Source organism: Paraburkholderia sp. J67 (genome assembly GCF_905220265.1).
In the GTDB taxonomy this organism is placed as follows: domain Bacteria; phylum Pseudomonadota; class Gammaproteobacteria; order Burkholderiales; family Burkholderiaceae; genus Paraburkholderia.
The window spans coordinates 23,949-35,407 of sequence record NZ_CAJMZK010000023.1; the positions used below are offsets into that span (position 1 = coordinate 23,949).

Sequence of the window (11,459 nt, forward strand, 5' to 3'; positions counted from 1 at the left end):
GCCTGATTCGTAGCTTCGGTCATGGCTGGACTCGCGGGCATGCGTCAGGCGACGCCCATGATCATCTGCGCGTTGTCGATGCGGTACTCGCTGCCGTTGATGAAGCGCGACTCATCGGAAGCGAGGAACAGCACCAGTTGCGCGATGTCTTCAGGCAGGCACATGCGCGAGCGCGGATCGACCGATTCCGTGAGCTGCGCGCGACCCGCTTCGGCGGAGCCGAAGAACGGTTCGGTCATGGGCGTGAGGATGCCGTCGGGGTGGATCGTGTTGGCGCGCACCTTGTAGCCCTGGGTCTTGCAATGCGCCGCAATCGCGCGCGTGAGCGCCGTGACTGCGCCCTTGCTCGCCGAATAGGCGCAGAACGCGCCCAGACCACCGAGCGCCGCCACCGACGACATATTGACGATCGCGCCGCCCGCCTCCTTCATCGCGCGCACCGCCGCCTGGCAGCCGAGGAAATAGCCTTCGGCGTTGATGCGCATGATGCGCTGCCATTGTTCGAGCGTGGCGTCCTCGATGCTGCCCAGTTGCAGGATCGCTGCGTTGTTGACCAGCACGTTGGGCGCGCCGAAGTGTCTTTGCGTCGCGCCGAACACGTCGGCCCAGCCCGCCTCGGATGCAATGTCGTGACGCACGAACAGCGCTGCGTCGCCGATCTGCGCGGCCACGGCGCGGCCGGCTTCCTCGTTCACGTCGGTCAGCACCACGCGCGCGCCTTCAGCGGCGAACAGCAGCGCGTCGGCCTTGCCCACGCCGCTTGCGGCGCCCGTGATGATGGCGATCTTGCCGTTGAGTCTGTCTCCCATCTTCGTTCTCTCTTTTCGTCAGTGTGTCAGTGGATGAAGGGGTATTACCGTTGCGCCTGCAACGTTGTGTCGTTGAATGGCGAATGAGGTATCGCGTGCGTCCAGCACATCGCGCGCCGCGGCGCGACCGGCTTGACGGCCCGACCAGATGCAGTCGGCCAGCGACAGGCCGCTTACGTAATGATTCGAGGCCAGCCCGCGCGCCGCGCGGCCCACCGCGTAAAGGCCCGCGATCGCTTCGCCGGACTCGCGCAGCACCGCGTTGGTGGTTTCGTCCACGCGCAGCCCGCCCAACGTGATCGCGGGGCAAGGAAACACGCGGCTCGCCGCCGAGATATCGAGCGCGTAGTACGGCGCGCGCGCCAGCGGCGCGAGCATCGCGGCGGACTTGCCGAAAGTGGCGTCGCGGCCTTCCAGCGCCGCGGCGCGGTAATCGGCCAACGTGCGTTCGAGCGTGGCCGGATCGGCCCCGATCAACGCCGCGAGTTGCGCGGGCGTATCCGCACGTCGCCGGTTCGCGAGCATCAGCATGAGCGCGGGCAGGCTCTGGAAGGCCCACAAGCGCCCGCGCAGACATTCGCGCAAGGCTTCGCGCACCAGGGCGGCGTCGAGGATCAGCCAGGCACGGCCCTCGCGCGTCTCGCACATCGCATGGCCGAGCGTCGCCCCATAGACTTCCTCGTTGCAGAAGCGCTCGCCTTGCGCATCGACCACGCAGCCGCGCGCCCAGGCAAACGGCGGATTGATGAAGCGCCACGCGGAGACGCGCTCCATGCGATCGGCGACGCCACCGGCCGAGACGCCCAGGCGGATGCCCGAGCCATCGCACGCCGTGGTGCCCAGACGCCAGTTGTCCAGATAGTTTGGTGCGTGCTGCGCCACCATCTCGCGGTTAAAAATGAAGCCGCCGGTGGCGAGCACAACCGCATCGGCGCGAATGTCGATCACTTCGCTCGATTGCAGTTCTAGTCGATGCAGCGCCGCGCGCAAACGGTCGGCCATCGCGGGCAAGCCGTTGTGAAGCTTCTCCGCCCAGCGCGCCAGACGCGCATGGCGTCGTTGCGCCGCGCCCGGTTTGACGCGCCAGATTTGCGCGCCTATCACGCGGCCGCTGGTATCGACGATCAGCCGCCGCACGCTCGCGTGGCGGACGATCTGCACGTTGGGCTCGGCTTCCACGGCACGGCGCAGCGTGGCGAACAACGCGTGCCCCGACATGCCGCGCGCCACCACGCGATGCCCGCGCGGCGCGGGCGGCACGGCGGGCGCATCGCCCACGGCTTCATTGCCCGAGTAGTAGAGGAACGCGCGCTCGGGTGGATACGAGGTCTTGCGCTCGGGCATCGTCGCGCCAAAGCGCACGCCGTGGCGTTCGAGCCAGGCCAGTTGCGCGACGCTGCCCTGGCAGAAGCGTTCGAGCGCAGCAGGCGACACCGCCTTGCCTACTTCGCCGCGCAAATAGGCGGCCATCGCTTCTGGCGTGTCCGTGTAGCCCGCTTCGCGCTGGTACGGCGTGCCGCCGCCCGCATAGACCACACCGCCGCTTTTCGCGCTCGCGCCGCCGCCGTCGAAGCGCTCGACGATGCACACGCGCGCGCCCGCTTGCGCCGCTTCGAGCGCCGCACACGCGCCCGCCGCGCCAAAGCCCGCGATCAGCACGCCACAGCTATCGTCCCAGCGATGCGCATGCGCGTCGGCGACGACAAGCGGCGGCTCGACCGGCGTGGCGGCCGTATTCATGCGGTGGCCGCCGCAGTGGTGTACGCGCCATCGACGTAAAGCAGCGGCTCGACCTCGCCGCTCAGCTTCACTTCGAGCAGCTTGCCGATAAACACCGTATGCGTGCCGTAATCGAAGCGCCCATCCTGCGCGCACACGAGATTCGCCTGCGCGCCGTGCAGATAAGGCACACCGTGCCCGGAGCGCTGCCAGTCGCCGCTCGTGAAGCGCTCCTCGCCCTTCAGGCGGCCGCTACAGTCGATGGCGATGTCCTGCTGGCGCGCCGCCAGCAGATTGACGCAGAAGTCCGCGCCCGCCGCGAGCGGCGGATAGATCGACGACGACTGGTTGATGCAGATGAGCAGCGAAGGCGGCTCGGTCGACAACGAATCGACCGCCGTGGCCGACATCGAATAGCGGCGCTCGCCGTCGCAGCAGCTGATGACCGCGACCGAACGCGCGAGGCGGCGCATCGCTTGCAGCATGTCGGCGCGCAGCGGTTCGAGGGAAAGTTCGCTCATTGTGTGACTCCATGAAGCTCGCCGCGATGGCGCGAAGCAGAAGAAGGATCGGCGGCCTGCGCCGCGCAATGGTCGGCGGCGCGATAGCCGAAGGTCATCGCGGGCCCAAGCGTCGAGCCCGCGCCGGGATAACTCGCGCCCATCACCGAGGCACTCGTGTTGCCGATCGCATAGAGGCCCGCGATGGCGCTGCCGTCGGCGCGCAGCACACGCGCGTTTTCATCGGTGACGAGACCGCCTTTGGTGCCGATGTCGCCCGCGTCGATGCGCACGGCGTAAAACGGCGCTTCGCCGATGGGCGCGAGGCACGGATTCGGCTTCACCGCCGGGTCGCCGTAATAGGTGTCGAAGACGTTGCCGCCCTTGCCGAATTCCTCGTCGATACCGCTTGCCGCGAAGCGATTCATGCGGGCGATGGTGTCGCGCAAGCCCTCGGCGCTCACGCCGATCTCAGCCGCCAGCGCATCGAGCGAGTCGGCACGATGCAGCAGAGAACGGAAGGACTCCGGAATACGTGAATCGGGCATCATCGACGCGGGCATGATCGGCCCGCACGGATAGCGCTTGCGAAAGCGCGCATCGAAGATCATCCACGCGGGCAGGCAGGCTCCCGTGCGCGCATGATCGCGATACATCGCGTAGACGAATTCCGAATACGGCGCGGCCTCGTCGATGAAGCGCTGGCCCAGTCCGTTGACGATCACGCAACCCGGCAGATTGCGCTCGACGAATAGCGCGCGCTGCTTCTCCTCGCCTGCCACGCGCAACGTAGGTGCGCCCCACACGTGTTCCATGAGCGCGAGCGTGCCGCCCGCGCGTTCGCCCGCTAGGATTGCGTCGCCCGTGTTGTGCGGCGGCGTGGCGCTCCATTGCGCCTCGGTGGGTTGCGGCAGAAAGCGCTCGCGCAACGCCTGGCTACGCTCGAAGCCGCCCGCCGCCAGGATCACGCCGCGACGTGCGAACACGCGTAGCGCCTGAGCGCCCGTTGCGTCCTGACGCTCGACCACCACGCCTTGAATGCGGCCGTCGGCTTCGATCAGATCGCGCATGGGCGTATCGAGCCACAGCGGCACCTTACGTTCGAGCAGCGCATAACGCAGCCCTCCCACTAGCGCATTGCCGAGCGTGAGCCGCCGGTCGCGGCGCGAGCGCACCCGCGCGCCGATATCGAACCAGTAACGTCCGAATTCGCGCAGCGCGAGCGTCATGAAGCCGCGCTCTTTCGAGAGCAGTGTGTGCGCCTCTTTCGACGTCACCGCCACGCGCCCGCCAATCAGCGTACCCGGCGACGGCGCGCGCAAACGCGCGAACTCCTTGCCCAGGCGCGCGCCGTCGAACGGCAACGGATCGAGCGCGCGATAGCCCGGCAACGCGCCGGGACGATCCTGGAAGTAATCGGCGTAACGCGGCAGCGACTGGTAACGCACAGGCGTGCGCGCCTCGAGATAGCGCAGCATCTCGGGCGCGGTGTCGAGATAGGCATCGAGACGCGCGGGTGTGCTCGCACCTTCGGTGCAGGCGTCGAGATAAGTGCGCGCCGCTTCGCGCGTATCCTGGCCGCCCGCCTCGGCAATGTGGTGATTGCACGGCACCCAGATGCCGCCGCCCGACACCGCCGAGGTGCCGCCATACTCCCCGCTCTTTTCGATCACCACGACGGATAGCCCCTGATCGGCCGCGCGGCACGCGGCCAGCAGGCCGCCCGCGCCGGAGCCGACGATCACCACGTCGAAGGTTTCGCTCTGCATGGGCTGCTCGTTCATGATGGCCGCCCTCAGACGAAGAAGTCCGTATTGGGACGGCCGAGCATCACCGCTCCCAGGTTCTGGCCGAAGCGATCGAGGTTGTTGGCGTAATGCGCGCGCGCCGCATGCAGGTCGAGGAAGCGGCGCACCAGCGGATTGCGCCGGTAGATGCCGTTGCCGCCCGCATAGCGCAGCAGCGCGTTGGCCGCCTGCGCGCAACGCTCGGCCACCTGCGCGGACTGATAGCGAAACAGCACGCGCCGCTCGATCGGCACGTCGGGACCGCCTTGCGCGGCCGCCAGCAGCTCCGCGAAATTACGTCGCAGCAGCACCTGCATTTCGTCGATGGCTGTAGCGGCATTGGCGCAGGCGCTCTGCGCGCCGCCATCGTCGCTGGTTTTCGCGCCACTGTTGGCGCTCACGCGGTTAGCCGCATAGGCGGTGAAATCGTCCACCGCCCCTTGCAGCGCGCCGATGCAGGCCGTGCAGACCGCCCGCACGAAGATCTGCGCGAACGGCAGGCGAAACAGCGGCGCATCGTTCACAGCGAGACCGGGGCTCGTGCCCATCATGCCGTCCACGGCCTTGTGCGTGCGATACGCCGGCACGAACACATCGTCGACGACGATATCGTGACTGCCCGTCGCGCGCAGGCCCAGTACATCCCAGTCGCGCTCGATCCGGTAAGCGCTCTTCGGCAACAGGAAGGTGCGATATTCGGGCGGCTCGCCATCGCGCGCGGGCGGCACCAGCGCGCCGAGAAACACCCATTCGCACAACTCGCTGCCGCTCGAAAACTTCCAGTGGCCCGAAAGCCGGAAGCCGCCTTCGACCGGCGTGACCTTGCCCACCGGCATATAGGTGGACGCGATCAACGTCGCCGGTTCGTCGCCCCAGACATCGCGCTGGGCCTGCTCGTCGAACAGCGCAAGCTGCCAGTTGTGCACGCCCACCACGCCATAGACCCACGCCGTGGACATGCAGCCGCGCGCGAGCGCCATCTGGATTTCGAAGAACACCTGCGGCTCCAGCTCGTAGCCGCCATAGCGCTTCGGTTGCAGCACCTTGAAGAAGCCGCCCGCCTGCAGGTCGGCGAGCGTTTGCGCGGGAAGGCGCCCTTCGGCTTCCGCCGCATCGGCGCGCTGCGCCAGTACGGGGGCGAGCGCCTGGGCGCGCGCGATCAGGTCGGCCGCGAGGGTGTTCGAATCGGAATCTCGATGCACCGCTGTCTCCTTGTGTCTTCTTTATGTCGAGGGTTGTATCGAAGCGGCTGGCGTGCCCGCTCAGGCGACGGCGCGCGCCTTCACGCGGTTGAAGTACGGAATCACGTGTTCGCCGATATTGCGGATGGTCTCGAGCTGCGCTTCGTGCGGCACGGTGCCCATCTGGCAGAGGAACAGCACTTCGTCCACGCCCGCTTCCATCAGGCGTCCTACGTAACCAATACAGTCGTCGACCGTGCCGTAAGCGTGATTGGGATTCATCATCGAGAGCGCCGGGTCGCTGAAATCCACCACCACTTCTTCCGAAGCAAAGCGCGAGCGGATCACCATCTGGCCGCCATCGGCCTGCATGAGGTCGTCGCCCCAGCTCGACGGATCGGGACGCTCGCCGCCCGTGTACCAATACGCGAGCGACTCCATGAAGTAGCGCTGGCCGCGAATGCCGATCTTGCGCGCCTGCTGGCCGTCCGCAAGCACGATGGCCGGGCACAGCGCCGCCAGATGCTCGGTCGGGCGGAAGCCCACCTGGTCTTCCGCCTTGCGCGTGCGCCACGCTTCGCGGTAGAGCGCGTTCTTCTTCGCCACTTCGTCCGGACCACCGAAGCCCAGCACCAGCGCACCCAGACCGCGTTGACCGGCGCGTACGAGGCCGTCGTTATTGGTGCAGGCCATGTACATCGGCGGATGCGGGTCCTGATACGGCTTCGGGTGGATCGGACGCTTAGGAATCTTGATGTATTGACCGTTATGCTCGATCTCGTCCTGCACGAACATCTTCGGCACCAGATACATCGACTCGTCGATCATCGGCTGCAGCTCGGCCAGGTCGTAGCCAAACGCGCCCGCTTCCTGCTGGCTGCCGCCCTTGCCCACGCCGAAGTGCACGCGGCCCTGCGAGAGGATGTCGAGCAGCGCGACGCGCTCGGCCACCTTGATCGGATGATTCATCGCGGGCGGCAGGCAGATCACGCCATGACCGAGGCCGATGCGCGTCGTGCGGCCCGCGAGATAGGCGAGGAAAGTTTCCGGCGCGCTCATATGCGCGTAGTTCGTGAGCGAGGTGTGCTCGACGCACCAGACGGTGTCGAAGCCCACCTGCTCGGCGAGCAGCGCCTGCTCGACGGTCTCCTTGAAGACGCGGTGGTCGCCTTCGCGCGACGCGTCGGTGGTCTGGGCTTCGTAGATCAGGGAAAACTTCATCGCAGGTGTCTCCTTGTTGGGTCGGCTTGTTGTGTCGGCTCGTTGAGTCTGATTTGCCGCCGCCCTGCCGCAGACGGGCAAGGTGCAATCGTGGCGGTTCATGAGACGAAGTTTCTGTGCGCACGGCAAGCGCGGCATCGTCTGTTTGGATTAGCGCGAAAGGGAGTGTGGACGGCGCAGTGTGCCGACCCTGCGATGTTGAACGGGTTAGACGAGCGTCAAGCCCACGGAGAGTCGCGATTCGCCCCGAATGACTCGCAAGCCGATTCGGATGTTTCTGATACCGCCTCCCGCCAGGGCAGCGTCAGCATTGCGTGTGCGGGCGAGTTGTTGGTCATCGCATAACCGGTTGCACGCCGGGCCGGTTATTTCTACAACTTGAAGGTAATGCATGGAGGATAAGAAACAATGCCCGTGAGATGCACATTTCTCTTAAACAACAAGACAACATCCACGCTGACTTGTTCGGGATTCGGATCGGTAGACGCCTATTCCGGACAGAAACAAGGCCGGGATAACACAGCCGATACAGCCATGCCCAATATCGGACCATTGCCCGCAGGCACGTATTATCTGGTCGTTCGTCAATCCGGCGGCATGTTTGGATGGGCGCATGACTGGATCGCCGCGTCCACGCTAAGCACCGATCGATTCAAATGGTTTATGCTATGGAACCCGATCGGCGGAGATACAACGATGATTAACGGTATCAGGCGGGGGAGTTTCAGACTGCACCCAGAGGGGCACGAGCGCCTGAGCGAAGGTTGCATTACCGTAGTCAGTCCGTTCGCATTCGACAGTCTGCAACGATACATTCGCACGCAAAAGGCTATGCTGCCCGTCCCCGGTTCCACGTTACGCGCTTACGGCACGGTTGATGTGCGATGAGACGTATTTTATTGATTGGCTGGATTATTTTAACGATTGAAACCTGGTTCGGTTCGTTTGCTTTCGCAAATCATTTCATTATCGCTCGAATTATCAACGAAATCCCCATTGATTTTTACGAGAAAATCAACAACGCCACACTCTGGATTGTCCGAAAATTCAAACCAGAATATGATCCTGGTGTACTGCAAATGATGGACCCTGGAATCTCTGCTCTGATTTTTTCGACTTGCTTGATTTGTGCAGGTATCGTTGTCTCTATCAGCAGGTTTACATGGCGACGCGTCCTTTCTCCGCGTTTGCGTTGAAGTAATAGCCCGCTTCGGCGGGCTTCTTCATTCGCCCCCCTAGTCCAATCGGACATGGCGCGCGCCCACGCACGCGCTAGCATCGACTGGTGGCATGACCACGCCAGACAACCCAGGGGAAGATGCAATGAAGGCTTCGATGATGCTGTACCCGGTGGACACGATCGACACGGCGCTGCCGTTTTTTGTCGACGGTCTCGGACTCACGGTGAAGATGCGCGACGGCGAGCGCTATTGCGCGCTGGAAGGCGGCCCGCTCACGATCGCGCTGGTGGCGGGCGACGAGCGGATCGTCGAGCGTCCGGCGTTGACGTTTCGGATTGCTGAGGATGACGATCTCTACGCGGCGATGGCGCGTGTAGTGGCAACAGGCGCTTCGGTGCGCGTGCCCGTGCAGCAGGGGCCGCATGAATTGCGCGCGGTGCTGGAGGATCGCAACGGCGCGCTGCTCGTTCTGACGCAGAAGCACATCGTATAAGGCACGGAAGGCGGCCTGCCACGGCCGCCCTCCATGATCGGTTAGCGAGGCGCGGTTAGCGAAGCGCGTCAGCCCAACGGCACGACACTCCCCAGCAGAATACGCACGAGCGTAGCCTGCCGCGTCACACCCGTCTTCGAGAAAATCGAACGCAAATGGGCGCGCGCCGTGTTCTTGCTGATACCCAACTCTTCGGCGGCTTCTTCGAGCGTGAGGCCATTGGTGAGCAGCAACGCGAGCGAGGTCTCCGCGGGCGTGAGATCGAACAGCTTGCGCACGATCTCCTGCGAACGCTGCGATTTGCGATCCGGGTCGCGCAGGAACAGCACTGTTGCGGGGCGGCGGCGGTTGTCCTCCGACCAGTCGGACAGCGGCACCGTGCGCACCAGCACACCCAGCTTCGGGCGATCGCCGCTGCGCGTGACGGGCATCGCTTCGACCAGCGGCCCCGCCGTGCCGAAGTGTCCCATCATGGCGTGGCGGATCAGCCTTTGCAGCGTCCGGTTCTCGTGGCTGTCGGTCGCTTCGATTTGCCCACGCGCGAGGCGCAGACCGTCGGCTTCCGCGAGGATTTCGTCGGCGACGCTATTGGTGCTCATGATCGCGCCGCTTTCGTCGAGCGTGACGGTGCCCACCAGCATACGGTCGATGGCGCTCGCGTAAAGCGTGCGCTCCGATTCCACCACATCGAGCCGCGAATGCAGTTCCACCGCGCGGCGCAAATGCGGCAGCAGCAGTGCGCAAAACGCCTTGTCGCGCGCGGAAAAATGCGCGGTGCCGTGCTTGCGGCAGACGCGGAACCGGCACTCCACACCCGTTTCGGTGCGCAGGTCGGCGCCCATGATGTAGCGCACGTCGGCGGGTTGCAGGAACTGCTTGTATAGCTCGCTCGACAGCCAGCCGGTTTCGCCAAACACCTCGTCCACCGTTACGACGCGCTCCGCGGGCAGGCCCACGAAGGGGTCGAGCGAGTAGTAATAGTCGTTGTACGACGCGTCGTTGGGCGCGCCCGCGCCGCTCTCGGCCGCGTGCACCATCAGACCGCGCCGGTCACTCGACGGCGAGCGCAGGATCAGCGTCGTATAGCTGGCGTCCAGGTGGCGGCGGATCAGCTCCAGCGCGCCCTTCCAGGGCACTGCATCCAGCGGCCCTTGATAAATGCTCGCCGCGAGCGCGCTGAACTGCGCGACGTCGATACCCGCCACGGCGCTCGCTTCCAGGCTCGCGCCCTGGCCCTCTTCCGGGGCCCATCTCGTCTCCATCAACACGGTCTCCGTCCTCCAAGCCGCCTCCGGCGACGGCCAACTGTACGGGGCGGTGATGCATCCGGCATCGGGACATTCCCCTGGCCGGTGCGTCGCCCTGTGTCGTTTTTGTCTCGTCTGCGCCGCATTGCCGGGCGCTTCTTGTCGGGGCCCGCAGGGATCGAGCCGTGCGCGTTGCCCCGCCGCAGACATTACGCCGATCGGGCCGCCCGCCCCTCGTCTGATCGGACGATGCCGCCGCCATGCCTTCACGTTTCAATGCGCTCCAATGACGCCACTGGGCGCGCTTTCACCGTCTATCGACGGCTTCTTCACCCGATTGAACGATTTCCAAGGAGAAACCCGCATGGCGCTCGATCCCCAGGCCGCCGCGCTGCTCGCCTCACTGGCCGGCGCGCCCGCGCCCGACTATGCCCGGCTCGATGCCGCGAGCTATCGCGCCGCGCTCGCGGCCGGCGGCGCCGCGAGCGCCTTTGGCCCCGGCGACGCCGTCGCCGCCGAAGAAGACCTGACGCTGCCGGGCGCCGTCGGTCCCCTGGCCGCGCGGCTCTATCGTCCGATTCGTCCGATGAATGCGGCCGTCGAAGCGCTGCCGCTCACCGTGTTCTTTCATGGCGGCGGCTTCGTCGCTTGTGGAATCGACACGCACGCCAATCTGTGCCGCACGCTCGCGGCGCGCGCCCGCACGCTGGTGCTTTCCGTCGATTACCCGCTCGCGCCCGAGGCGCGCTTTCCGGCCGCCGCGCTCGATGCGCTCGCCGCCGTGCGCTGGGCGGCGGCACACGCCGGGCAACTGGGCGCGCGCGCCGACGCGCTGGCCGTAGCCGGCGACAGCGCTGGCGGCAATCTCGCCGCCGTCTGCGCGCAGCAATTGCGCGGCGAAGTGGCGATTGCGCACCAGTTGCTGCTCTATCCCGTTCTCGATTGCGCGCACGAGCATCCTTCATACGAAACGTATGGCCAAGGCTATTTGCTCGACGCCGATCTGATGCGCTGGTTCAAGGACCAGTATTTCGGCGCGGATAACAGCGTGGATCGCGCCGCCCCGCTCGCCAGCCCGCTGGGCACGGAACGACTCGATCAGGTTGCGCCCGCAACCATCGTCAGCGCCGAATGCGATCCGTTGCGCGACGAAGCCGAGCACTATGCCGCGCGCCTGGCGCAGGCGGGCGTGGCCGCGACGCTCGTGCGCTGGCCCGGCCAGATGCATGGCTTCGCGAGCCTGCTCGGCGTGCTCGATGCCGCCGACGCCGCGCTCGACTTCGCTGCCCGCGCGCTGCGCGCCGCGCTTCATCGCTAAGCC

At 65.8% G+C, this 11,459-nt stretch carries 11 protein-coding genes; 4 read left to right on the forward strand and 7 right to left on the reverse strand.

Translation table 11 applies throughout. The features are described from left to right. Positions 1-44 precede the first annotated feature (44 nt). Genes U5782_RS30455 through U5782_RS30480 form a run of 6 tightly spaced genes read right to left on the reverse strand, consistent with a single transcriptional unit; the run spans position 45 to position 7,217 of the window. The gene (locus U5782_RS30455; RefSeq protein ID WP_322047582.1) at positions 45-809 is read right to left on the reverse strand and encodes an SDR family oxidoreductase; all 765 of its coding nucleotides are present in this window, start codon (positions 807-809) and stop codon (positions 45-47) included. Between the two features lie 18 nt (positions 810-827). After that, positions 828-2,549, reverse strand: coding sequence for an FAD-binding protein (locus tag U5782_RS30460; RefSeq protein ID WP_322047583.1), 1,722 nt, complete (start codon positions 2,547-2,549; stop codon positions 828-830). Then, complete coding sequence (locus tag U5782_RS30465; protein ID WP_322047584.1) at positions 2,546-3,049, reverse strand: flavin reductase family protein; 504 nt, start codon at positions 3,047-3,049, stop codon at positions 2,546-2,548. The genes U5782_RS30460 and U5782_RS30465 overlap by 4 nt, the downstream gene beginning before the upstream one ends. Beyond that, on the reverse strand, positions 3,046-4,812 hold the full coding sequence (locus U5782_RS30470; RefSeq protein WP_322047585.1) for an FAD-dependent oxidoreductase: 1,767 nt from the start codon (positions 4,810-4,812) through the stop codon (positions 3,046-3,048). The genes U5782_RS30465 and U5782_RS30470 overlap by 4 nt, the downstream gene beginning before the upstream one ends. An 11-nt stretch (positions 4,813-4,823) precedes the next feature. Further along, complete coding sequence (locus U5782_RS30475; RefSeq protein WP_322047586.1) at positions 4,824-6,017, reverse strand: acyl-CoA dehydrogenase family protein; 1,194 nt, start codon at positions 6,015-6,017, stop codon at positions 4,824-4,826. Positions 6,018-6,077: 60 nt separating this feature from the next. After that, a complete protein-coding gene (locus U5782_RS30480; protein WP_322047587.1) occupies positions 6,078-7,217 on the reverse strand; it encodes an LLM class flavin-dependent oxidoreductase in 1,140 nt (379 codons plus the stop codon). Positions 7,218-7,625: 408 nt separating this feature from the next. Here U5782_RS30480 and U5782_RS30485 point away from each other — a divergent pair, with 408 nt between their 5' ends. The 3 genes from U5782_RS30485 (at position 7,626) to U5782_RS30495 (ending at position 8,891) form a co-directional block, all read left to right on the forward strand. After that, on the forward strand, positions 7,626-8,105 hold the full coding sequence (locus U5782_RS30485; RefSeq protein ID WP_322047588.1) for a DUF2778 domain-containing protein: 480 nt from the start codon (positions 7,626-7,628) through the stop codon (positions 8,103-8,105). Next, positions 8,102-8,413 (forward strand): hypothetical protein, encoded by a 312-nt coding sequence (locus tag U5782_RS30490; RefSeq protein WP_322047589.1) that lies wholly within the window; start codon positions 8,102-8,104, stop codon positions 8,411-8,413. Before U5782_RS30485 ends, U5782_RS30490 begins: the two co-directional genes overlap by 4 nt. A gap of 127 nt (positions 8,414-8,540) precedes the next feature. Next, positions 8,541-8,891: a VOC family protein gene (locus U5782_RS30495; protein ID WP_322047590.1), complete on the forward strand. Its 351-nt coding sequence runs from the start codon at positions 8,541-8,543 to the stop codon at positions 8,889-8,891. Between the two features lie 68 nt (positions 8,892-8,959). On the opposite strand, the gene U5782_RS30500 is transcribed toward U5782_RS30495, so the two are convergent. Continuing rightward, a complete protein-coding gene (locus U5782_RS30500) occupies positions 8,960-10,153 on the reverse strand; it encodes a helix-turn-helix transcriptional regulator (RefSeq protein ID WP_322047591.1) in 1,194 nt (397 codons plus the stop codon). Between the two features lie 349 nt (positions 10,154-10,502). Here U5782_RS30500 and U5782_RS30505 point away from each other — a divergent pair, with 349 nt between their 5' ends. Then, positions 10,503-11,456 (forward strand): alpha/beta hydrolase, encoded by a 954-nt coding sequence (locus U5782_RS30505; RefSeq protein WP_322047592.1) that lies wholly within the window; start codon positions 10,503-10,505, stop codon positions 11,454-11,456. The last annotated feature ends 3 nt before the right edge of the window (positions 11,457-11,459 follow it).

Excerpts from the sequence above, each read along its gene's own strand:
- U5782_RS30455 (WP_322047582.1), bottom strand. The coding sequence starts at position 809 with ATGGGAGACAGACTCAACGGCAAGATCGCCATCATCACGGGCGCCGCA.
- U5782_RS30460 (WP_322047583.1), bottom strand. The coding sequence starts at position 2,549 with ATGAATACGGCCGCCACGCCGGTCGAGCCGCCGCTTGTCGTCGCCGAC.
- U5782_RS30465 (WP_322047584.1), bottom strand. The coding sequence starts at position 3,049 with ATGAGCGAACTTTCCCTCGAACCGCTGCGCGCCGACATGCTGCAAGCG.
- U5782_RS30470 (WP_322047585.1), bottom strand. The coding sequence starts at position 4,812 with ATGAACGAGCAGCCCATGCAGAGCGAAACCTTCGACGTGGTGATCGTC.
- U5782_RS30480 (WP_322047587.1), bottom strand. The coding sequence starts at position 7,217 with ATGAAGTTTTCCCTGATCTACGAAGCCCAGACCACCGACGCGTCGCGC.
- U5782_RS30485 (WP_322047588.1), top strand. The coding sequence starts at position 7,626 with ATGCCCGTGAGATGCACATTTCTCTTAAACAACAAGACAACATCCACG.
- U5782_RS30490 (WP_322047589.1), top strand. The coding sequence starts at position 8,102 with ATGAGACGTATTTTATTGATTGGCTGGATTATTTTAACGATTGAAACC.
- U5782_RS30495 (WP_322047590.1), top strand. The coding sequence starts at position 8,541 with ATGAAGGCTTCGATGATGCTGTACCCGGTGGACACGATCGACACGGCG.
- U5782_RS30500 (WP_322047591.1), bottom strand. The coding sequence starts at position 10,153 with ATGGAGACGAGATGGGCCCCGGAAGAGGGCCAGGGCGCGAGCCTGGAA.
- U5782_RS30505 (WP_322047592.1), top strand. The coding sequence starts at position 10,503 with ATGGCGCTCGATCCCCAGGCCGCCGCGCTGCTCGCCTCACTGGCCGGC.